The sequence below is a fragment of the Pseudomonas sp. SORT22 genome, assembly GCF_018417635.1.
Taxonomy (GTDB): Bacteria; Pseudomonadota; Gammaproteobacteria; order Pseudomonadales; family Pseudomonadaceae; genus Aquipseudomonas.
In genome coordinates this window covers 1,110,274-1,131,568 of the sequence record NZ_CP071007.1, presented here as the reverse complement: position 1 = coordinate 1,131,568, position 21,295 = coordinate 1,110,274, and the positions used below count along the sequence as shown (strand labels likewise).

At 62.6% G+C, this 21,295-nt stretch carries 19 protein-coding genes; 13 read left to right on the top strand and 6 right to left on the bottom strand.

Annotated elements, in window-relative coordinates; all coding sequences use genetic code 11:
• Window positions 1-30: 30 nt before the first annotated feature.
• From JYG36_RS05385 to JYG36_RS05375, 3 genes are all read left to right on the top strand, one after another.
• Window positions 31-981, top strand: coding sequence for an ornithine cyclodeaminase family protein (locus JYG36_RS05385; RefSeq protein WP_045197264.1), 951 nt, complete (start codon window positions 31-33; stop codon window positions 979-981).
• 10 nt (window positions 982-991) lie between these two features.
• Window positions 992-2,122, top strand: coding sequence for an NAD(P)/FAD-dependent oxidoreductase (locus JYG36_RS05380; RefSeq protein WP_213603319.1), 1,131 nt, complete (start codon window positions 992-994; stop codon window positions 2,120-2,122).
• Window positions 2,123-2,195: 73 nt separating this feature from the next.
• Entirely contained in the window at window positions 2,196-2,822 is a 627-nt protein-coding gene (locus JYG36_RS05375; protein ID WP_045197259.1) for a helix-turn-helix transcriptional regulator, read from the top strand.
• Between the two features lie 29 nt (window positions 2,823-2,851).
• Here JYG36_RS05375 and aotJ read toward each other — a convergent pair whose 3' ends face one another.
• The 4 genes from aotJ to moaC all read right to left on the bottom strand — a co-directional run bounded on the left by aotJ (window position 2,852) and on the right by moaC (window position 4,999).
• Window positions 2,852-3,631, bottom strand: coding sequence for an L-arginine-binding protein AotJ (gene aotJ / locus JYG36_RS05370; RefSeq protein WP_213603317.1), 780 nt, complete (start codon window positions 3,629-3,631; stop codon window positions 2,852-2,854).
• A gap of 200 nt (window positions 3,632-3,831) precedes the next feature.
• Complete coding sequence (gene moaE, locus JYG36_RS05365; protein ID WP_213603315.1) at window positions 3,832-4,278, bottom strand: molybdopterin synthase catalytic subunit MoaE; 447 nt, start codon at window positions 4,276-4,278, stop codon at window positions 3,832-3,834.
• 2 nt (window positions 4,279-4,280) lie between these two features.
• Window positions 4,281-4,526, bottom strand: coding sequence for a molybdopterin converting factor subunit 1 (moaD, locus tag JYG36_RS05360; RefSeq protein WP_213603313.1), 246 nt, complete (start codon window positions 4,524-4,526; stop codon window positions 4,281-4,283).
• Window positions 4,523-4,999 (bottom strand): cyclic pyranopterin monophosphate synthase MoaC, encoded by a 477-nt coding sequence (gene moaC / locus JYG36_RS05355; protein WP_010220726.1) that lies wholly within the window; start codon window positions 4,997-4,999, stop codon window positions 4,523-4,525. The genes moaD and moaC overlap by 4 nt, the downstream gene beginning before the upstream one ends.
• A 192-nt stretch (window positions 5,000-5,191) precedes the next feature.
• On the opposite strand from moaC, the gene JYG36_RS05350 reads away from it, so the two are divergent.
• Window positions 5,192-5,434, top strand: coding sequence for a hypothetical protein (locus JYG36_RS05350; protein WP_213603311.1), 243 nt, complete (start codon window positions 5,192-5,194; stop codon window positions 5,432-5,434).
• Window positions 5,435-5,497: 63 nt separating this feature from the next.
• Here the strand turns inward: JYG36_RS05350 and JYG36_RS05345 are convergent, their stop codons facing one another.
• Window positions 5,498-6,892, bottom strand: a complete 1,395-nt coding sequence (locus JYG36_RS05345; RefSeq protein ID WP_045197246.1) for a PhoH family protein — start codon at window positions 6,890-6,892, stop codon at window positions 5,498-5,500.
• Window positions 6,893-7,232: 340 nt separating this feature from the next.
• Window positions 7,233-8,360 carry a polysaccharide deacetylase family protein gene (locus JYG36_RS05340; protein ID WP_213603310.1) on the bottom strand — a complete coding sequence of 376 codons (1,128 nt, stop codon included), beginning with the start codon at window positions 8,358-8,360 and terminating at the stop codon, window positions 7,233-7,235.
• 134 nt (window positions 8,361-8,494) lie between these two features.
• Between JYG36_RS05340 and yaaA the strand changes: the two genes are divergently transcribed.
• From yaaA to JYG36_RS05295, 9 genes are all read left to right on the top strand, one after another.
• Window positions 8,495-9,274 carry a peroxide stress protein YaaA gene (yaaA, locus tag JYG36_RS05335; protein ID WP_045197242.1) on the top strand — a complete coding sequence of 260 codons (780 nt, stop codon included), beginning with the start codon at window positions 8,495-8,497 and terminating at the stop codon, window positions 9,272-9,274.
• A 750-nt stretch (window positions 9,275-10,024) separates the two neighbouring features.
• On the top strand, window positions 10,025-11,341 hold the full coding sequence (locus JYG36_RS05330) for a nucleotide sugar dehydrogenase (RefSeq protein ID WP_045197240.1): 1,317 nt from the start codon (window positions 10,025-10,027) through the stop codon (window positions 11,339-11,341).
• Window positions 11,342-11,404: 63 nt separating this feature from the next.
• Window positions 11,405-12,895: a glycosyltransferase family 2 protein gene (alg8, locus tag JYG36_RS05325; protein ID WP_195884980.1), complete on the top strand. Its 1,491-nt coding sequence runs from the start codon at window positions 11,405-11,407 to the stop codon at window positions 12,893-12,895.
• Window positions 12,896-12,932: 37 nt separating this feature from the next.
• The gene (locus JYG36_RS05320) at window positions 12,933-14,099 is read left to right on the top strand and encodes an alginate biosynthesis protein Alg44 (protein WP_093379721.1); all 1,167 of its coding nucleotides are present in this window, start codon (window positions 12,933-12,935) and stop codon (window positions 14,097-14,099) included.
• 12 nt (window positions 14,100-14,111) lie between these two features.
• Window positions 14,112-15,608: an alginate biosynthesis TPR repeat lipoprotein AlgK gene (gene algK / locus JYG36_RS05315; RefSeq protein WP_249744401.1), complete on the top strand. Its 1,497-nt coding sequence runs from the start codon at window positions 14,112-14,114 to the stop codon at window positions 15,606-15,608.
• Window positions 15,605-17,086 carry an alginate export family protein gene (locus JYG36_RS05310; protein ID WP_093379717.1) on the top strand — a complete coding sequence of 494 codons (1,482 nt, stop codon included), beginning with the start codon at window positions 15,605-15,607 and terminating at the stop codon, window positions 17,084-17,086. The genes algK and JYG36_RS05310 overlap by 4 nt, the downstream gene beginning before the upstream one ends.
• 18 nt (window positions 17,087-17,104) lie before the next feature.
• Window positions 17,105-18,670 (top strand): mannuronan 5-epimerase AlgG, encoded by a 1,566-nt coding sequence (gene algG, locus JYG36_RS05305; protein ID WP_195884982.1) that lies wholly within the window; start codon window positions 17,105-17,107, stop codon window positions 18,668-18,670.
• A 13-nt stretch (window positions 18,671-18,683) separates the two neighbouring features.
• Complete coding sequence (locus JYG36_RS05300) at window positions 18,684-20,093, top strand: alginate O-acetyltransferase (RefSeq protein ID WP_213603309.1); 1,410 nt, start codon at window positions 18,684-18,686, stop codon at window positions 20,091-20,093.
• Window positions 20,094-20,100: 7 nt separating this feature from the next.
• Window positions 20,101-21,210, top strand: a complete 1,110-nt coding sequence (locus tag JYG36_RS05295; RefSeq protein ID WP_213603308.1) for a mannuronate-specific alginate lyase — start codon at window positions 20,101-20,103, stop codon at window positions 21,208-21,210.
• The last annotated feature ends 85 nt before the right edge of the window (window positions 21,211-21,295 follow it).

The window sequence follows — 21,295 nt, the reverse complement described above, 5'->3', positions numbered from 1 at the left end:
ATAGACAAAATAGTTCATTTGGAGCTTCGCATGTCTGCGCCTCTCGTCATCGATCAACAGCACGCTCGCCAACTGCTCGCCCAGGTGGATGTTCCGCAGATCCTGCGCAACCTGTTCCGTGACCTGGCGGCCGGGCAAGCGGTGCAACCGCCCCAGCAACTGGTGGAATTCCCGGCCGGCAAAGGCGACTTCATCAACTACGGTGGCGTGCTGGCCGAACAGCGCGTGTACGGGGTCAAGACCTCGCCCTATATCGTCCGCGAGCAGGGACCGCTGGTCACCGCCTGGACCCTGCTGATGTCCATGGACAGCGGCCAGCCGCTGCTGCTGTGCGATGCCGGTGAACTGACCACCGCGCGCACCGCCGCCACTACCGCCGTTGCCGTCGATGCCCTGGCAGCCAGCGAGGCCCGGCGCCTGACCATCATCGGCAGCGGCCCGATTGCCCGCGCCCACCTGCATTACGCCCGCAGCCTGCGTCCATGGCAGGACATCCGCCTGTACTCGCCAAGCCTGGGCCGGCAATCGACCGAACAGCGTCAGGCCCTGAGTAATCTCGACCCGCGCCTGGTGCTCAGCGAAAGCCTGGAGCAGGCGGTGCTGGATGCCGACGTGATCATGCTCTGCACCTCCTGCGCCACGCCGGTGCTCGACCCGCGCCAATTGAGCAAGCCCGCGCTGATCACCTCCATCAGCACCAATGCGGTGCGTGCCCACGAAGTGCCGCCAGCGACCTTAAGCGAGATGGACGTTTACTGCGACTACCGCGTAACCACCCCGGGCAGCGCCGGCGAGATGCGCATCGCCGCCGAACAACATGGCTGGCAAGCCGATGCGATCGTCGGCGATCTGGCGCAATTGATCAGTGGTGCGGCGCACAAGCCGGGCTACCAGCGCCACGCTTTTTTCCGCTCCATCGGCCTGGGCCTGGAAGACATCGCCCTGGCCAACGCCCTGTACCGCCTGCAACGCGCCGACTGAGGAAACCTTCATGCAACAGGCTGATTTCATCATCATCGGCGCCGGTATTGCCGGTGCCTCCACCGGTTTCTGGCTGGCCGGCCACGGCCGGGTACTGCTGCTTGAGCGCGAGTCGCAGCCGGGCTACCACTCCACCGGCCGCTCGGCAGCGCTGTACACCGCCGCCTATGGCACCCCGCAAGTGCGCGCACTGACCCTGGCCAGCCGGGCGTTTTTCGACCAGCCGCCAGCGGGTTTTACCGAGCACCCGCTGCTCAGCCCGCGCGGGGAAATGACCGTCGATCTCAATGGCGACCCTGAAGAGCTGCAGCGTCAGTACCAGAGCGCCAAGGCCTGCGTGCCAGAGGTCGAGCTGCTCAGCGCCGAGCAAGCCTGTACGCGCCTGCCGGTGCTGCGCCGCGACAAGGTGCATGGCGCCCTGTACGACCCGAGTGCCAGCGACATCGACACCGACGCCCTGCACCAGGGTTACCTGCGCGGCATTCGTCGCCAGCAGGGTGAAGTGCACAGCGACTGCGAAGTACAACACCTGAGCCGCGACGCCGACGGCCTCTGGCACGTGCAGACCAGCCGCGGCACCTTCAGCGCCCCGGTACTGATCAACGCCGCCGGGGCCTGGGCCGACAAAGTCGGCGAACTGGCCGGCGCCCAACCCCTGGGCCTGCAGCCAAAGCGACGCGCCGCGTTCATCTTCGCCGGCCCCGAAGGCATCGACAGCCATGCCTGGCCGATGCTGGTCAGCCTCGATGAGTCGTTCTACATGAAGCCTGACGCCGGCATGCTGCTCGGCTCACCGGCCAATGCCGACCCGGTCGAGCCCCACGACGTGCAGGCCGAAGAGCTGGACATCGCCATGGGCATCTACCAGATCGAAGAAGCCACCACCCTGAGCATTCGTCGCCCGACCCGTACCTGGGCCGGCTTGCGCAGCTTCGTCGCTGACGGCGACCTGGTGGCCGGCTTCGATCCGCAGGTGCCCGGGCTGTTCTGGGTGGCCGCGCAAGGCGGCTATGGTATCCAGACCTCGCCGGCCATGGGCCAGGCCAGCGCCGCCCTGGTGCGCGGTGAAGACTTGCCTGACACCCTCAAGGGCTTTGGCCTCAACGCTGCGATGCTGTCGCCGCACCGCCTGCAAGGGTGACGCCCGGCCGCGATTGCGGCACACTCCCAGCGCCCTGTCGCAAGGGCGCTGACACCGCCTGGAGCCCGTCCGAATGCCCACACCCCAAGCCGATCCCGTCCTGCACAACTACCGGGCCATCGCCGACGCCATCGCCACCCTGTTCTTCCCCCACGCCGAAGTGGTGCTGCACGATTTGCGCAGCCAGAAGATCGACTACATTGCCAACAACCTGTCCAAGCGCGAGATTGGCGATGATGCGGCGCTGGAGGACATGTTCGAGGAAGGTACTGACGAGACCAACATCGGACCGTACGAAAAGCTCAACTGGGACGGTCAGAAGATCCGCTCGCTGAGCACCGTGCTGCGCGACCCGGCCGGCAAGCCGCTGGCGGTGCTGTGCATCAACCTGAATATTTCCCTGTTCGAAAACGCCAAGGCGGCGCTCGACCTGTTCTTGTCGCCGAGCAAGCTGATCCCGCAGCCCGATGCGCTGTTTCGCGATGACTGGCAGGAGCGCATCAACACCTTCCTCAACAGCTGGCTGCGCCAACGTCAACTGAGCCTCAACCTGCTCAGCCGCGACCATAAGCGCGAACTGGTACTGGCCCTGCACGCCGAGGGCGCGTTCAAGGGCAAGAGTGCCGCCAACTATGTGGCCAATGTGCTGGGGATGGGACGGGCGACGGTGTACAAGCACCTGAAGGAACTCAAGGCCTGATCACGCTCAGGCCTTGAGTAAAGCGGCGATCAGTCGCCGTAGATATCAGACTTGAAGTACTTGGCCTGGATCTTCTGGTATTCGCCGTTGGCGCGAATGGCGTCGATGGCCTGGTTCAGCTCGGTCACCAGTTGTGTGTTGCCCTTGCGCACCGCGATACCCGCGCCTTCACCCACATAGCTCGGGTCTTTCAGCTCTGGGCCGACGAAAGCGTAGCCTTTGCCCTTCTCGGTATTCAGAAAACCCTGCTCCAGCGGAATGGTGTCGGCGAAAACGCCGTCCAGACGCCCGGAAACCAGGTCCATGAAGATCTCTTCGTTACTGGTGTAGCGCACCACCTCGATACCCTTGGGGGCCAGCACCTCGGTGACGTAACGGTCAGTGGTAGTTGCCCGCTGCACACCGATGCGCTTGCCCTTGAGGCTGGCGAACTGGTCGTCGACCTGGCTGCCTTCCTTCATCGCCAGGCGCGCGGAGGTGAAGTAGTACTTGTGGGTGAAGTCCACCGAGCGCTTGCGCTCTTCGGTGATGGTGATCGACGACAGCGCCGCATCGATCTTCTTGACCTTCAGCGACGGGATCAAGCCGTCATACTCCTGCTCGGTCCACTGGCATTTGACCTGCATCTGCGCGCACAGGGCATTGCCGATGTCGTAGTCGAAGCCGCTGATATTGCCGTCAGGGGTCTTGAATGCGAACGGCGGGTACGCGGCTTCGATGCCAATGCGCAATGTCTTCTCGGCGGCAAACAGACTGCTGCTGGCCATCAGGCTCAGGGCCAGGCCGCTGATCAGGGTGAACTTGTTCATGACGGGGCTCTCTCGCTCGTTGTTGGAGGTGTGGTGCCAGACAGAGGGAAAGGGGCAGGCGCGGGTCGGCCTGGAATTATTTTGTACTTATAATTCCATACTGGACTTTTTGGTATGAAAATTCAACAAGCAAAAGCATCGCGGGGCAAGCCCGCTCCTACCTTGATCCCTGTAGGAGCGGGCTTGCCCCGCGATCAGATTTACCAGCGCCCTGCTGCCTCTTCATCACTCTGCTTGCCCTCGACCCAGCGCGGGCCGTCGCCGGTCTGTTCCTTCTTCCAGAACGGCGCGCGGGTTTTCAGGTAGTCCATGATGAAATTGCAGGCATCGAATGCGACCTGACGATGGGCACTGGCAACACCGACAAAAACGATCGGTTCACCGGGCTCCAGGCCGCCGATGCGGTGCAGCACCTCGACCTTGAGCAGCGGCCAGCGCTGCTGGGCTTCAACCACGATCTTGGCCAGGGCCTTTTCGGTCATGCCCGGATAATGCTCGAGGAACATCCCCGCCACGTCCTGGCCATCATTGAAGTCGCGCACGTAGCCGACAAAACCGACCACCGCCCCGACACCGACGTTGGCCGCGTGCATCGCATTGACTTCAGCCCCCGGGTCAAAGGGCTCGCTCTGGACTCGAACGCTCATGCTCAGCCTCCAGTCACGGGCGGAAAGAACGCCACTTCGTCACCGTCTTCAAGCGGCTCGTCCAGCTTGCACAGCTCTTCATTGCGCGCGCACATCAGGTTCTGTTCGCGCAGCACATCATGCTTGTCACCTTTTGCAACCAGCGCCTTGCGTACGTCATCCAGGGTAGCGAACGAACCCTCGAGCTTCTCGGCATCAACCCCCAGAACTTCCCGATAACGGGCGAAATACATCACCTTGATGCTCATTTCACTTCATCCGCCTGGTAATGGCCGCTCTTGCCGCCGAGTTTTTCCAGTACACGCACGCCGTCGATGATCATGCCGCGGTCGACCGCCTTGCACATGTCATAGATGGTCAGGGCCGCGACGCTGGCAGCGGTCAGCGCTTCCATTTCTACCCCGGTCTGCCCGGCCAGCTTGCAACGGGCGACGATATAGACAGTGTCGTTGCCTTCGGCGCTGAGCTCGACCTTGACGCTGGTCAGCAGCAACGGGTGGCACAACGGAATCAGGTCACTGGTCTTCTTCGCCGCCTGGATACCGGCAATGCGCGCCACGGCAAACACGTCACCCTTGGGGTGTTCGCCTTCGACGATCATCTGCAGGGTTTGCGGGAGCATGCGCACCCGCGCTTCGGCCACCGCCTCACGCGACGTCACGGCTTTATCAGTGACGTCGACCATGTTGGCGCGACCTTGGGAATCGAGATGGGTCAGCACAGCGTTACTCCTGTTTCAGGACAGTCGATTGTAAACCCTTGAGTCAGACCTTAGCGACAAGCGCGGACACTGCCTGGGGCTTTAAACATGCGATATCCATCTACTACACACTGATGCGTCTGCAGGTAGAAGCTGCCAATGTAACAACCTTGCACGCACCCTAACCTGATGCCAGGAGGCACCGATATAGTCATGAACGCGAAAGACTACGAAAAAATGCAACCCGTCTTTGCTCCCTACATTGGCAAGACATTCAGCAAGGAGTTAGCCGACGAGATCTGCAAAAATGCGGGTGGAGGTGAAGTCAGCGAGATTCGGCCGGGAGTCATTGGTTATACCGGGCAGAGCCCTTACCTGCTGATTCTCGACAAGGACGACAGCATAGTGAGCGTAATTTTCACCGGTTGGGGTGCTATTGGCCGCGGTTGGAAATGAAATTACCAGCAATGAAAAAGCCCGCATCGGCTGATGCGGGCTTTTTGCAACCTCCGTACCGGGTTACAGGTGCGATTCGGCGTATTCGGCCAGAATCGAGCGCGGTACGCCCTGCAGGGTGATGTGCACGCCGTTGGGGAAGTCCTTGAAGCGCTCGGTCAGGTAGGTCAGGCCGGAGCTGGTGGCGGACAGGTAAGGGGTGTCGATCTGCGCCAGGTTGCCCAGGCAGATCACTTTGGAACCGGCGCCGGCACGGGTGATGATGGTTTTCATCTGGTGCGGGGTGAGGTTCTGGCATTCATCGATCAGGATCAGGCTCTGCTGGAAGCTGCGACCGCGAATGTAGTTCAGCGATTTGAACTGCAGCGGCACCCGCTCAAGGATGTACTCGACGCTGCCATGGGTGTTTTCGTCATCCATGTGCAGGGCTTCGAGGTTGTCGGTGATTGCCCCGAGCCAGGGCTCCATTTTTTCTGCTTCAGTGCCCGGCAGGAAGCCGATCTCCTGGTCCAGCCCCTGCACGCTTCGGGTGGCGATGATGCGCCGGTAGCGCTTGCTGACCATGGTCTGCTCGATGGCGGCGGCCAGGGCCAGGATGGTCTTGCCGGAACCGGCCGCGCCGGTCAGGTTGACCAGGTGAATGTCCGGGTCGAGCAAGGCGAACAGCGCCAGGCTCTGGTGGATGTCACGCGGCTTGAGGCCCCAGGCTTCCTGGTGCAGCAGCGGCTCCTGGTGCAGGTCGAGCAGCACCAGCTCGCCATCCTTGATGCCCTTGATCCAGCCGACGAAGCCCTGCTCGTCAATGATGAACTCGTTGATGTGCACGGCCGGCAGGTTGTCGATCATCTGCACCCGGTGCCAGGTGCGGCCATGGTCCTGGCGGGTCTCGACCTTGCTGACGCGGTCCCAGAACGAGCCGGTGACGCTGTGGTAACCCTTGGACAGCAGGGAGACGTCGTCCACCAGCTGGTCGGTGCTGTAGTCCTCGGCCGCGATCCCGCAGGCGCGGGCCTTGAGGCGCATGTTGATGTCTTTGGTCACCAGCACCACGTCCAGTTCCTTGCGCCGGCTACGCAGCTCGAGCAACTGGTTGATGATGATGTTGTCGTTGAGGTTCTCCGGCAGCAGGCGGTTGGGCTCGTTGCGAGGGCTCATGAGAATCGACAGGAAGCCCTTGGGGCCGCTCTTGCCGCGCTGGATCGGCACGCCCTGCTCGACATCGGCCGGCGAGGCATCGCCCAGGGTCTGGTCGATCAGGCGGATGGCCTGGCGACATTCGGCGGCAATCGTATGTTTGCCCGTCTTGAGTTTGTCGAGCTCCTCCAGCACCGTCATCGGGATGGCGACGTGGTGCTCCTCGAAGTTGAGCAAAGCGTTGGGATCGTGAATCAGTACATTGGTATCGAGCACATAAAGGATTGGCTGGTTGGAGGAAGTGCTGCGTCCTTGATCATCCATACTCGGTCACCTTTGTGGGAGCCAGACGACGCAATACCTGAGCGGTGCTGCGCCGCGAAGTGGCCGCCGGTTCTCCCCTGGTCCGCGTCGTTACGGGTAGGGAGCTGCGAACAAAGAATGGGCCGTAGGACGCCACCTGTGCTGCAGGGTTCGGCGGTCTGTCTTCGTAATACCGCAAAACCCATGACCGGAAAAAGCGTTTTTACGTTTTTTTGAAGTTTATTTTTCGATCTGCCAATTAGCCCTTGGCGCAGGGGCAAAGCACCGCTACAGTCATAAATCCAGTCATGTGAAATGCCTGCGATCTTTCCTTCCCGCCTCTTAGCGAAACTTTACACTTTCAACGCTTTTCGCCGAAATTACGGCAATCTTCCCAGCCAATTCCACTCTGAGCCGTTTGCTTGAGCAACCAGGCCACTGCCTCCTGCGCCTTGGGCTGGGCGTCGTGAAACTGGATCAGCCCCTTGCGCCACAGCAGCATCAAGGTCAGCACCCGCTGGGCCGCCTGTTCGCTGTTCAACGCGCCCTGATCCTGGGCGTCGATATCCCACAACACCACCTGCAAATGCTGGCCGGCGAAGAATGCCTGGCTGTCGGCACGGCGCTGGCCATAAGGCGGCCGGAACAACGGCACATACTGCTGCGGCAAGTCGCCCTGCACCCGCGCCTGGCTGCGCAGCACCGAGTCCTGCCAGCCCTGCCACTGCCCGTGGGAGCGGTACTGCCAGCCTTGCAAGCCCACGCACTGGCCCTGGTAGAGCGCCCGCAGGTCGCCAAGCGAGGTCTTGTCGCGCCGGTTCTGCAGGCTGTTGCCCAGCACAAAAAAGGTCGCCGACAGCCGTTGCCGGCGCAGGAACTCGGCCAGGCCGTCGGTACTGCCGCCCGCCAAGGATGGGCCGCCATCGAAGGTCAGCATGAATAGCCGGTCGTTGAGCTCGTCGCCATTGCGCTCAAGGTCGGAGAAGCGCTCGATTTCGCTGGCGGTCTGCGGGAACAGCGCGGCCTTGCGCAGCAGCTCGTCCAGGTAGCGCTCGTGAAAGGCCCGGCTGGGCTCGGCCCAGCTCGCGTAGAACGAGTCGGCGGCGACTTCGAAGGTTGCCGTCTGCTTGCGAAAATCGCCCAGGTCGTCGATGGCATAACAGAACGAGGCATCCTGCTCGCAGCTCTTCTGCGCCAGGTCGTAGTTGCGCCATAAGCGCTGCCACAGGCGCTGGCGCAGCGTGTTGATCGACAGCAGATTGACCTGGCGCAGGTTCAGCCGCGCCGCCAGGGCGCTCTGGTCGAGCATTTCGCTTTCAGCCAGCACCCGGGCAAACCCGAGGATTTCGGCGCGCGAGGCGACATCGAACAGCGCCGGGCTGTCGAGCTGCTCTGGCCAGTGGTTGCGGTCGAAAGTGGCGACCGGGGCTGGCGCGGCCTGGGCCGTGACGCTGAACAGGCCAGCCAGTAAAACAAGGGCAATGCGCACGATCGGGCTCTCCGTTTTCCTCGCCGCGCACTATAGCGCCAAGTGTCGGGATGGTCTGTGGCTATTGCCTTGATAGCTGGAGATCGCCGCCCCCGCCCCGTAGAATCGGCGCCACGAATAAAGGAGCCGACCTGATGCTGACGGTGATTTCCCCCGCCAAGACCCTCGACTACGACACCCCGCCGGTAACCCAGCGCTACACCCAGCCGCAGTACCTGGATGATTCCCAGGAACTGATCGTGCAGTTGCGCGAGCTGTCGCCGGCGCAGATCAGCGAGCTGATGCACCTCTCCGACAAGCTCGCCGGGCTCAACGCCGCGCGCTTCGGCAGCTGGACGCCAGCCTTCACCCCGGACAACGCCAAGCAGGCGCTGCTGGCGTTCAAGGGCGACGTGTATACCGGGCTCGACGCGCAAAGCCTCAGCGAAGACGACTTCAGCTACGCCCAGGAGCACCTGCGCATGCTCTCCGGGCTGTACGGCCTGCTGCGCCCGCTGGACCTGATGCAGCCTTACCGCCTGGAGATGGGCACCAAGCTTGCCAACGCCCGCGGCAAGGACCTGTATGCCTTCTGGGGCACGCGCATCAGCGAGTGGCTGAACCAGGCCCTGGCCGAGCAAGGCGACGACCTGCTGCTGAACCTGGCCAGCAACGAGTACTTCAGCGCGGTCAAGCGCAATGCCCTCAAAGCGCGGGTGATCAACACCGAGTTCCGCGACTTCAAGAACGGCCAGTACAAGATCATCAGCTTCTACGCCAAAAAAGCCCGCGGCATGATGAGCCGCTTCGTGATCCAGGAACGCATCAACGATCCCGAGCAGCTCAAGCAGTTCGATGTGCAGGGCTACTACTACAGTGCCGAGCTGTCGAAGGCCGACAACCTGGTGTTCCTGCGCGATCACGCGGACGAGTAAAAGCTATCGCGGGGCGGGGCGATGCGGCCCGACTTGTCCCGCGATAAATACGCCACAATCCTGGCGCCAAAAAACCACCCTTCTAGCTTTATCGCAAAACGCCATAAGACCGTTCGTAATTTTTTGACGAATTTTGAAAAAAATTTTCCGGTACTGGCATAAAAACATCCCACCTCGAGTTCGTCCTTTATAGACAGGGACGAAACTGACAAGTGCTATCAAAGTGAAAGTATGGCCATCAGATAAAATATTAAAAAATCTTTCACGGCCCCTGAACCGCCCCCGGAACTTATCCCTTCAGCCATCGCTCATACCACCCGTAACGATTCTCGAGCGTTATGTGAGAGATGACCTACAGCATTGATTGGAGCGCACAGTCATTGTGCATCCAGACAACTTTGACTTGAGTGTCGGTCACCCGACCCACAGTTGAACCCAGGAGAAACGCGCCCCTACAAATCGTCCTTGTGGTTGATTTCAAAGGATTTTATTCACTTGAAAGAACAAGCACTGCAGTTTCGGGTAACCGATCTGCAATAAAGACGGCTGCATAACAGGGCACGCCCATAATTATTGGCCTTTGGCTGCCAACTTTAAGTGCAACGACTTTTGCACTTGATATTTATATGCCTGCACACGGTGAAGTGACATCTTTCTGCCACGCCTCCGTGTGCCCGATAACTGCTGGTTAATCAACCCGGTCTGGCTCTATTTATTGAGCCGGCGTGATAAACACATGAGGTGAATGCGATGCGTATCAGCATCTTTGGTTTGGGTTATGTGGGTGCAGTCTGTGCTGGCTGCCTGTCGGCACGTGGCCATGAAGTGATTGGCGTCGATGTATCCACCACCAAGATCGACCTGATCAACCAAGGCAAATCGCCGATTGTCGAACCGGGGCTCGAAGCCCTGTTGCAACAGGGTATCGACAATGGCCGCCTGCGTGGCACCACCGATTTTGCCGCGGCAATTCGCGACAGCGACCTGTCGATGATCTGCGTCGGCACGCCAAGCAAGAAGAACGGCGACCTGGGCCTGGAATACATCGAGTCGGTGTGCCGCGAAATCGGCTTCGTACTGCGGGAAAAATCCAGCCGCCACACCATCGTGGTACGCAGCACCGTGCTGCCGGGCACGGTGAAGAACGTGGTGATCCCGATCCTCGAAGACTGCTCGGGGAAAAAAGCCGGCGTCGACTTCGGCGTAGCGGTCAACCCGGAATTCCTGCGCGAAAGCACCGCGATCAAGGACTACGACCAGCCACCCATGACCGTCATCGGCGAACTGGACAAGACCAGTGGTGACCTTCTGCAATCGCTGTACGAAGAACTCGACGCGCCGATCATCCGCAAGGACATCGAAGTGGCCGAGATGATCAAGTACACCTGCAACGTCTGGCACGCCACCAAAGTTACCTTCGCCAACGAGATCGGCAACATTGCCAAGGCGGTCGGCGTCGATGGTCGTGACGTGATGGATGTGGTCTGCCAGGACAAGGCCCTGAACCTTTCGCAGTACTACATGCGCCCGGGCTTTGCCTTCGGCGGTTCGTGCCTGCCCAAGGACGTACGCGCGCTGACCTATCGCGCCGGCAGCCTGGACGTCAAGGCGCCACTGCTCAACTCGCTGATGACCAGCAACGAGTCGCAGGTACAGAACGCCTTCGACATCATCGAAAGCCACGACAAGCGCAAGGTCGCCCTGCTCGGCCTGAGCTTCAAGGCCGGTACCGACGACCTGCGCGAAAGCCCGCTGGTGGAGCTTGCCGAACGCCTGATCGGCAAGGGCTACGAGCTGAACATCTACGACAGCAACGTCGAGTATGCGCGGGTCAACGGCGCCAACAAGGAATACATCGAGTCGAAAATCCCTCACGTGTCGTCGCTGCTCAATGCTGACTTCGAGCAGGTGATCAACCACGCCGACGTCATCGTGCTGGGCAACCGCGACGAGAAGTTTCGCGCCCTGGCCCAGCAGGCGCCCGCCGGCAAGCAGGTCATCGACCTGGTCGGTTTCATGAGCAAGGCCTCCTGCCCGAGCAGCCGTACCGAAGGTATCTGCTGGTAACCCGCAGGTTGCGCGGGGCCGCCCGGCCCCGCGCGCCATCAACGCCCCTTCCATTCGATACGGATGCAGAACATGCACAGGCTCAAGCACGGCCTGCTACAGGTCGCCGGTTGGCTGTTCTACGTGAGCCTGCTCATGTTGATCGCCCTGGCCTTGCCCAACTCCATTTTCGACCCCGACTCGAAGGACTTCATTTTCCTGGTCGGCGCCGTCGGCATCTGGCGCTATTCCATGGGTGCCACGCACTTTGTCCGCGGCATGCTGTTTCTCTACCTGGTCTACCCCTACCTGCGGCGCAAGGTGCGCAAGCTCGGTAGCGCGGCCGACCCGTCTCATGTGTACCTGATGGTCACCAGTTTTCGCATCGATGCCCTGACCACCGCCCAGGTCTACAGCTCGGTGATCCGCGAAGCGATCGACTGCGGCTACCCGACCACTGTGGTCTGTTCGCTGGTGGAAATGTCCGACGAACTGCTGGTGAAAAGCCTGTGGGAGAAATACAACCCGCCGCAGCGCGTAACCCTCGACTTCGTGCGCATTGCCGGTACCGGCAAGCGCGACGGACTGGCCTACGGCTTTCGGGCCATCTCCCGCCACCTGCCGGATGAAAACGCCGTGGTCGCGGTGATCGATGGCGACACCGTGCTCGGCGAAGGCGTGGTGCGCAAGACCGTGCCCTGGTTCAAGCTGTTCGGCAATGTCGGCGGCCTGACCACCAACGAATTCTGTGAAGTACGTGGCGGCTACATCATGAGCGAGTGGCACAAGCTGCGCTTCGCCCAGCGCCACATCAACATGTGCTCGATGGCCCTGTCCAAGCGCGTGCTGACCATGACCGGACGCATGTCGGTGTTCCGCGCCGCCGTGGTGACCAACCCCGAGTTCATCGCCGACGTCGAGAACGACTCGCTGCAGCACTGGCGCCTGGGCCGCTTCAAGTTCCTCACCGGCGACGACAAGTCGAGCTGGTTCAGCCTCATGCGCCTGGGCTACGACACCTTCTACGTGCCGGACGCGGCGATCAACACGGTCGAGCACCCGCCGGAAAAGAGCTTCATCAAGGCCAGCCGCAAACTGATGTACCGCTGGTACGGCAACAACCTGCGGCAGAACTCCCGCGCCCTGGGCCTGGGCATCCGCCGCCTGGGCCTGTTCACCAGCGTGGTGCTGTTCGACCAGCGCGTGTCGATGTGGACCAGCCTGCTGGGCCTGACCGTCGCGGTGATCGCCAGCCTCAAGTTCGGCCCGGCGTTCCTGCTGGTGTACCTGCTGTGGATCGGCATCACCCGGCTGATCCTGACCCTGATGCTGTTGTGCTCGGGCCACAACATCGGCCCGGCCTACCCGCTGATTCTTTATTACAACCAGATCGTCGGCGCGATCATGAAGATCTACGTGTTCTTCCGCCTCGACAAGCAGTCCTGGACCCGCCAGCCCACTGCCCTCAAGCGCGACCTCGCCAGCTTTCAACAATGGTTCAACACCTGGTCCTCCCGGACCATGACCTTCTCGGCGGCCAGCATCTTCATTGCTGTGCTGTTCATGGTCGTGTGAGCCGGAACCCGATTGGATTAAACAGGAACAAATCGCCATGAATACCGCCGTGAACGTCAATGTCGTGCATGAGTCCGAAGCCCAGCGCCAGCACGCCCGGGTACGCATCCCGGCCAAGCTGCGCTACCTGGGGGAGAACCGCGAAACCCTCGAAGTGAAGGTCGACGACCTTTCCGCCGGCGGCCTGAGCTTCCATGCCAAGCACCCGTTGAAAGTCGGCGAAGTGCTGCGCGGGCGCTTGCAGTTCACCGTCGACAAGCTCGGCCTGGCCATGGACATCGAGTTCCAGGTGCGCTCCTTCGACCCCTCCAGCGGCCGCGCCGGCGTGCAGTTCCAGAACCTCGAACCCCGCGACATCGCCACCCTGCGCCACATCATCACCTCGCACCTGTCGGGCGAACTGATCACCATCGGCGACGTACTCAGTACCCTGCAGCGTGACAACTTCACCAAGGCGCGCAAACAGAAAGACGCCAGCGGCGGGATGAGCGCCTTCGGCCGCTTGCGGGCGGTGACCTTCAGCCTCGGCGTGTTCGTGGTTGGCGTTGCCGCCTTCGGCTTTATCGCCAAGTCGGTGTACGGCCTGTACTTCGTCAGCCATGCCCAGGCCGGGGTGGTCAGCGTACCGACCAGCAACGTCACCATGCCCCGCGACGGCACCGTGCAGGGACTGGTGGAGAGCGGCGGCCAGGTAGTCAAGGGCGCGCCATTGGCCTCGTTCAGCACCAGCATGCTGGACATGCTCAAAGGCCACCTGGATGACCAGCAACTGGAGCCGGCCAAGGTCGAGGAGCTGTTCGGCAAACAGATGAGCGGCACCCTGACCAGCCCCTGCGATTGCGTGGTCGCCCGCCAGCTGGTGGATGACGGCCAGTATGCAAGCAAGGGCCAGGTGATCTTCCAGCTGGTCCCGCGCACCACCATTCCCACGGTCGAAGCGCGCTTCAGCTACCGCCAGTTCGACGACGTCAAACCAGGCTCGCGCGTGCACTTCACCGTCGCTGGCGAAGAGCAGACCCGTACCGGGCAGATCGTCAGCAGTAGCAGCCTGAACAGCGAAGACCTGTCCTCGGACATCCGCGTGCAGATCAAGCCGGACGAATCGCTGCCCAGCGAACTGGCCGGCCGCCCGGTGGCGGTAGACAGCAATCGAGGCCCGTCGCTGGACTGGCTGATCGATAAAGCCGTGGCCCGTGGGCTCTAAGAGGATCTGCCCATGAATATGCTCAACACCCCAACTGTGGGAGCGGGCTTGCCCCGCGATGAAGCCCCTCAATTCCCCAAAGCGTTGTGCTCGATCGCGGGGCAAGCCCGCTCCCACAGTGGCACCCTTCTCGGCCTGGCCCTGGCCATCAGCCTGGCCGGTTGTGCCGGCCTGCCCGACCAGCGCCTGGCCAATGAAGCGCTCAAGCGCGGCGACACCGCCCTGGCCGAACAGAACTACCGCCAGCTCGCCGACCTCGGTTACAGCGAAGCCCAGGTGGGCCTCGCCGATATCCAGGTGGAAACCCGCGACCCGGCCAAGCTCAAGGAGGCCGAAGCCACCTACCGCGCCGCCGCTGATATCTCGCCGCGCGCCCAGGCCCGCCTCGGCCGTTTGCTGGCGGCCAAGCCGGACGCCAGCGAAGCCGAGCGCCAGGAAGCCGAAACCCTATTGAAAAAAGCCTTCGCCAATGGCGAGGGCAACACCCTGATCCCGCTGGCGATGCTCTACCTGCAATACCCGCAGAGCTTCCCCGGCACCAACGCCCAGCAGCAGATCGACACGTGGCGCAGCGCCGGCTACCCCGAAGCCGGCCTGGCCCAGATCCTGCTGTACCGCACCCAGGACAGCTACGACCAGCACCTGGACGAGGTCGAGCGCATCTGCAAAGCGGCGCTGAGCAGCACTGACATCTGCTACGTGGAACTGGCCACCGTCTACCAGAAGCGCGCCCAGCCCGAGCAGCAAGCGGCGCTGCTCGAGCAAGTCAAAAGCGCCTACCAGCGCGGTGCAATCCCGGCCACCCGGGTCGACAGCGTGGCCCGCGTCCTGGCCGACCGCAGCCTCGGCCAGACTGACGAGAAAACCGCCCAGGCCCTGCTTGAGCAGGTGGCGCCGGTCAACCCCGGTTCCTGGGTCAGCCTGGCGCAGTTGCTCTACGACTTCCCGGAGCTTGGCGACACCGACAAGCTGATGGAATACATCGACAAGGGCCGCGCCGCCGAACAACCGCGCGCCGAACTGCTGCTAGGCCGCCTGTACTACGAAGGCAAGACCGTGCCGGCCGATGCGCAGCAGGCCGAAACTCATTTGCTCAGCGCCGCCAACGCCGGCGAAGTCAGCGCCCATTACTACCTGGGCCAGCTGTATCGCCGCGGTTACCTGGGCAGCGTTGACCCGCAAAAGGCCGTCGATCATCTGCTCAGCGCTGCCCGCGGCGGCCAGCTCAGCGCCGACTACGCCCTGGCCCAGTTGTTCAGCGAAGGCCACGGCATTCGCCAGGACCTGGTCAACGCCTGGGTGTTCAGCCAACTGGCGCAAGCCAACCCCAGCGATCAGTCGCGCGAGCTGGCCGCCCAGCTCGACCAGCAACTCACTCCCGCGCAAAAAGCCCAGGCCCATCGCCTGCTGCAGCAAGAGCGCCAGGCCCGTGGCGCCATGGGCCCGGGTGCCGATGCCCTGGCCCTGCAGGCCCAAGCGCAACCCGAACAAGGCGAGGACTCCCTATGACACTCAATCCGTGGATGAAAGCAGGCGTAGGCCTGGGCTTCGCCCTGCTCTGGTCGTGCCCGACCCTGGCGGCAATGACCGCTGAAAAGAACTTCGGCCTGGACGTGAAGATCACCGGCCAGTCCGAAGACGACCGCGACCTGGGTACCCGCTCCGGCGGCGACGTCAACGGCCTGGGCCTGGACCTGCGCCCCTGGGTGTACGGCGAGCGCGGCAACTGGAGCGCCTTTGCCATGGGCCAGGCGGTGGCCGCCAGCGACATCATCGAGACCGACACCCTGCGCCAGTCCGGCGATGAGGCCGAGTCCGACAGCGGCCGCGCCCATGGCCGCGAAGCCGATAAAAGCTACCTGGCCATGCGCGAGTTCTGGGTCGGCTACAGCGGCCTGACCGCCTACCCCGGCGAGCAACTGCGCTTTGGCCGCCAACGCCTGCGCAACGACGACGGCATGTGGCGCGACACCAACATCGAAGCGCTGAACTGGACCTTCGACACCACCCTGCTGCGCGCCAACCTGGGCGTGGCCGAGCGCTTCAGCGAGTACCGTACCGACCTCACCGAGCTGGCGCCGGAAGACAAGGACCGCCTGCACATTTACGGCGACGTTGCCACGCAGTGGACGCCCGGGCACTGGGTCGGCCTGCGCGCCCACCACACCCACGACGACGGCAAGCTGAAAAATCCCGGCGAAACCGTCGACGCCCTGGACAAGACCCGCACCGGCGACCTCACCTGGCTGGGACTGGAAGCCAACAGCGACGCCTATAACTGGCGCAACCAGAACCGCGTCAACTACTGGGGCAGCCTGACCTGGCTGAGCGGCGATCGCGACAGCCTCAACACCACCACGGTCAACGGCGAGCAAGTGGCCAGCGGCAAGCAGAGCGGCGACGTCAATGCCTGGGCCACCGACCTCGGTATCCGCCTGCGCCTCGATCCCAACTGGCAGGTCGGCGCCGCTTATGCCCGCGGCAGCGGCGGCGGTGGTAGCGACGGTTCAGGCAACTACGAGCAAACCGGCCTTGAGAGCAACCGCTCCAACTTCACCGGCACCCGCTCGCGCGTACACCGCTTCGGCGAGGCCTTCCGTGGCGAGCTGGGCAATGTCCAGGCGGCGACCCTGTTCACCTCCTGGCAACTGCGCGACGACTACGACGCCAGCCTGATCTACCACAAGTTCTGGCGCGTCGATGGCGACCAGAACATCGGCAGCAGCGGCATCAACGCCGTGGTCGAGGACAACGGCATCAACCGGCCGCTGATCCAGGGCGAGAAAGACCTCGGCCAGGAGATGGACCTGGTGGTCACCAAGTACTTCAAGCAGGGCCTGTTGCCCGCCGCGCTGAGCCAGTCGATCGACGAGCCGTCGGCACTGGTGCGCTTTCGTGGCGGCGTGTTCAAGCCCGGTGATGCCTATGGCAAGGAAGCGGACTCCTACATGCACCGCGCTTTCGTCGACGTGATCTGGCGCTTCTGACGCCTGGGGTGCAATCAAATGAGCCTTCAACCGAACAAGCTCCACGCCTTATTGGCCGGCACCCTGCTGCTGGCCAGCAGCATCGCCCTGGCCAACGGCCAGGCGCCGACGCCGGTGGCCAAGGAGCTGCAGCAGGCCAAGACCTACACGGTCAGCAGCGCGCCGATCGAGCCGCTGCAGATCCCGGCGCCGACCCTGCCCGACCTGTCCGGCTATAGCGCGCAAGCGGTGCAGAAAAAGATCGACCGCTCGCACAAGGGCAAGGTCTCGGTGCGGCGCATGCTCCAGGAAAACAGCCTCAAGGAGTTCATCGGCGGCGACAACAAGATGGCCGAATGGGTGGCGCGCCAGCATGGCATTCCCCAGGCGATCTTCATCGACGACGGCCATGTGAACTTCACCGAGCTGAGCAAGCAGGTGCCCGCCCAGTACCTGCGCGAAACCGCACCGGGCGTGTACCTGGCGCGCCTGCCGATTGTGGTCGGGCAAAAAGGCGTGCTCGAGATCGACGCCAAGGTCAAGGAACTGCGCCTGTCCCAGGAGGGTGGCGCGTTCATCGTCAACGACGGCAAATTGTTCGTCAGCGACACCCGGGTGACTGGCTGGCGCGAGAAAGACAACGGCCCGGCGACCTTCCGCTCGCCGAAGGAATTCCGCCCGTTCCTGCTGTCGTGGGGCGGCACCGAGACCTACATCGTCAACAGCAAGATGGCCAGCTTCGGCTATGCCAAGAGCAAGTCCTACGGCGTGAGCATTTCTCAGTACACACCGAACATGGCCAAGCAGATGGGCCGCCCGGAACCCACCGGCTGGATCATCGGCTCCGAGTTCAGCGACATGTGGTACGGCTTCTACTGCTACGAAACCAGCGACTTCGTGGTCAAGGACAGCACCTACCGCGACAACATCGTCTACGGCATCGACCCCCACGACCGCTCGCACCGATTGATCATCGCCGGCAACACCGTGTACGGGACCAAGAAGAAGCACGGCATCATCGTTTCACGCGAGGTCAACGACAGCTGGATCATCAACAACAAGAGCTACGACAACAAGCTCTCGGGCGTGGTCATCGACCGTAACAGCGTCAACAACCTGATCGCCTACAACGAGATCTACCGCAACCACACGGACGGCATCACCCTGTACGAGAGCGGTGACAACCTGATCTGGGGCAACAAGCTGATCAGTAACCGCCGCCACGGCATTCGCGTGCGCAACAGCGTCAACATCCGCCTGTACGAGAACGTCGCCATGGCCAACGGCCTGGTAGGCGTCTACGGGCACATCAAGGACTTGTCCGAGACCGACCGCGACATCGCCCTCGACCCGTTCGACACCAAGGTCTCGCTAATCGTCGTCGGCGGTGAGCTGGCGGCCAACGGCAGCGGCCCGCTGTCGATCGATTCGCCGCTGAGCGTGGAGCTGTACCGGGTGTCGATGCTGGCGCCGAGCAAGGCCAGCGGCATCAGTTTTTCCGGAGTACTGGGCGATCGCCAGGACGAGATTCTCGACCTGATGGTGCGCCAGGGCAAAGCCGTGCTGATCGATCCGGTCGAGCGCCAGACCGAAATGCTGGACTGAGGAAGCCAATCCTATGCAACCACAACTGACCAAGCTGCTGAGCCTTTGCGGCCTCGCCACTGCCCTGCTGGCCATCAGCGCCGGCGCCTCGGCCGAACAGGTCCAGGCACCGGACTTCACCGCCGAGCCGTGCTGCCAACTGTGCCCGCAGGCCCACGACGCCAGCCGCTACACCACCCGCTACCAGCAGAACTTCACCACCCTGGTGCAAGCCCAGGGCGACTGGCTGTTCCGCACCCGCGAAGACCTGCGCACCGAATTCGACACCACCCCGGCCGGCTACCGGCGCCTGCAGCAGTTGCACGATGCGTTCAAGGCCAAGGGCGTGGAACTGGTGATCGTCTACCAGCCGACCCGCGGCCTGGTGAACCGCAACATGCTCAAGCCGGCCGAAAAGGCCGCGTTCAATTACGCCAAGGCGCTGCACAACTACCAGGCCATGCTCGGGCGCTTCAGCCAGATGGGCTACACCGTGCCCGACCTGTCGCCGCTGACCAACGAACAACTGGCTGCGGCTGACCAGGGCAAGGACTTCTACTTCCGTGGCGACCAGCACTGGACCCCGTACGGCGCCGAGCGCGCGGCAAAAATCGTCGCCGACAGCGTGCACAAGATGCCGGCCTTCGCCGACGTACCCAAGCGTGAGTTCGAGAGCCACAAGTCCGGGCGCATGGGCAAGACCGGCACCCTGCACAACGTCGCCGGGCAGCTGTGCGGCACCAGCTATGCGGTGCAGTACATGGACCAGTTCGTCACCGAGCCCAAGGGCGAGAGCGGCAGCGACGACCTGTTCGGCGACTCCGGCAACCCGCAGATCACCCTGGTCGGCACCAGCCACAGCGGCAAGAACTACAACTTCTCGGGCTTCCTTGAGCAGTACATCGGCGCCGACGTGCTCAACGTCGCCTTCCCCGGCGGCGGCCTGGAAGGCTCGATGATCCAGTACCTGGGTAGCGAAGACTTCCAGAACAACCCGCCGAAGATCCTCATCTGGGAATTCTCGCCGCTGTACCGCCTCGACCAGGAAACCATCTGGCGACAGATGCTCGCCCTGGTCGACAACGGCTGCGAAGGCAAGCCTGCGCAGATGAGCGCCAGCACCGCGCTCAAGCCGGGCAAGAACGAGCTGATGGTCAACGGCCGTAACGGCGTGATCAAGGACCTGACCAATGGCCGCCACCAATTGGATATCCAGTTCGAAGACAAGTCAGTCAAGACCCTGCAAGCCACCCTCTGGTACATGAACGGCCGCCACGAAGACCTGAAGATCGAAAAGCCGGAAACCGCCGACACCGATGGCCGCTTTGCCTTCGAGCTGCGCGAGGATGAGGACTGGGCCGCCCAGACCCTGCTCGCCGTCGAAGTCCAGGGGCCGCAAAGCGGCAGCCAGAAAGTCGAAGCCACGCTGTGCAAACGAAAGTGAGGCGCCTATGAAAAATTTCAGCACATCCCCTGTAGCAGCGCTCGCACTGGCGCTGGCCCTGTTCGGCCCGGCCGCGCACGCTGCCGGGCTGGTCCCTCCCCAGGGCTATTACGCCGGGATCGAAAAACTCAAGACCGGCGACAGTGACTTCAAATGCGCAGCCATCCCCACGCCCTACACCGACAAGCTGCAGTTTCGCAGCAAGTACGAAGGCTCGGACAAGGCCCGCGCAACCCTGAACAAAGCCTCGGAAAAGGCCTTCCGCGACTCCACCGCGAGCATCACCACCCTCGAGCGCGGGGTCAGCAAACAGGTCATGCAGTACATGCGCGATGGCCGCCCGCAGCAGCTCGATTGCACCCTGGAGTGGCTGAGCAGTTGGGCCAGCGCCAATGCGCTGATGTCCACCGACTACAACCACACCGGCAAGTCGATGCGCAAATGGGCGCTGGGCAGCCTCAGCTCGGCCTGGCTGCGCCTGAAGTTCTCCAACTCCCAGCCGCTGGCGGCGCACCAACAACAGGCCGAACTGATCGAGAAATGGTTCGGGCGCCTGGCCGACCAGGTGATCAAGGACTGGAGCGACCTGCCGCTGGAGAAGATCAACAACCACTCGTACTGGGCGGCCTGGTCGGTGATGGCTACCGCCGTCGCCACCGACCGCCGCGACCTGTTCGACTGGTCGATCAAGGAATACCGCGTGGCCGCCAACCAGGTCGACGCCCAGGGCTTCTTGCCCAACGAGCTCAAGCGCAAGCAGCGCGCCCTGGCCTACCACAACTACGCCCTGCCGCCGCTGGCGATGATCGCCAGCTTCGCCCAGGCCAATGGTGTCGATGTGCGCCCGGAAAACAACGGCGCGCTCAAGCGCCTGGGTGAGCGGGTGCTGTCGGGCTCGAAAGACCCGAGCCCGTTCAAGGCAAAGAACGGCGAGAAGCAGGACATGGACGACCTCAAGATCGACAGCAAATACGCCTGGCTCGAGCCCTGGTGCAGCCTCTACAGCTGCAACAGCGACGTGCTCGGGCGCAAGCACGACATGCAGCCGTTCAAGAGCTTCCGCCTGGGCGGCGACCTGACCCGGGTCTATGACCCGCAGGCCGAACAGAAAAAATGAGCTAGGACCTATCGCGGGTCAAGCCCGCTCCCACAGGAGCGCGGCGAACCCGCAATGCTTTAAACACTGCCCCCCGCGTTCCGAC

Bases quoted from the DNA above. Each gene is read 5' to 3' on its own strand.
- JYG36_RS05385 (WP_045197264.1), top strand. From the start codon at position 31: ATGTCTGCGCCTCTCGTCATCGATCAACAGCACGCTCGCCAACTGCTC.
- JYG36_RS05380 (WP_213603319.1), top strand. From the start codon at position 992: ATGCAACAGGCTGATTTCATCATCATCGGCGCCGGTATTGCCGGTGCC.
- JYG36_RS05375 (WP_045197259.1), top strand. From the start codon at position 2,196: ATGCCCACACCCCAAGCCGATCCCGTCCTGCACAACTACCGGGCCATC.
- aotJ (WP_213603317.1), bottom strand. From the start codon at position 3,631: ATGAACAAGTTCACCCTGATCAGCGGCCTGGCCCTGAGCCTGATGGCC.
- moaE (WP_213603315.1), bottom strand. From the start codon at position 4,278: ATGAGCGTTCGAGTCCAGAGCGAGCCCTTTGACCCGGGGGCTGAAGTC.
- moaD (WP_213603313.1), bottom strand. From the start codon at position 4,526: ATGAGCATCAAGGTGATGTATTTCGCCCGTTATCGGGAAGTTCTGGGG.
- JYG36_RS05350 (WP_213603311.1), top strand. From the start codon at position 5,192: ATGAACGCGAAAGACTACGAAAAAATGCAACCCGTCTTTGCTCCCTAC.
- JYG36_RS05345 (WP_045197246.1), bottom strand. From the start codon at position 6,892: ATGGATGATCAAGGACGCAGCACTTCCTCCAACCAGCCAATCCTTTAT.
- yaaA (WP_045197242.1), top strand. From the start codon at position 8,495: ATGCTGACGGTGATTTCCCCCGCCAAGACCCTCGACTACGACACCCCG.
- JYG36_RS05330 (WP_045197240.1), top strand. From the start codon at position 10,025: ATGCGTATCAGCATCTTTGGTTTGGGTTATGTGGGTGCAGTCTGTGCT.
- alg8 (WP_195884980.1), top strand. From the start codon at position 11,405: ATGCAGAACATGCACAGGCTCAAGCACGGCCTGCTACAGGTCGCCGGT.
- JYG36_RS05320 (WP_093379721.1), top strand. From the start codon at position 12,933: ATGAATACCGCCGTGAACGTCAATGTCGTGCATGAGTCCGAAGCCCAG.
- algK (WP_249744401.1), top strand. From the start codon at position 14,112: ATGAATATGCTCAACACCCCAACTGTGGGAGCGGGCTTGCCCCGCGAT.
- JYG36_RS05310 (WP_093379717.1), top strand. From the start codon at position 15,605: ATGACACTCAATCCGTGGATGAAAGCAGGCGTAGGCCTGGGCTTCGCC.
- algG (WP_195884982.1), top strand. From the start codon at position 17,105: ATGAGCCTTCAACCGAACAAGCTCCACGCCTTATTGGCCGGCACCCTG.
- JYG36_RS05300 (WP_213603309.1), top strand. From the start codon at position 18,684: ATGCAACCACAACTGACCAAGCTGCTGAGCCTTTGCGGCCTCGCCACT.
- JYG36_RS05295 (WP_213603308.1), top strand. From the start codon at position 20,101: ATGAAAAATTTCAGCACATCCCCTGTAGCAGCGCTCGCACTGGCGCTG.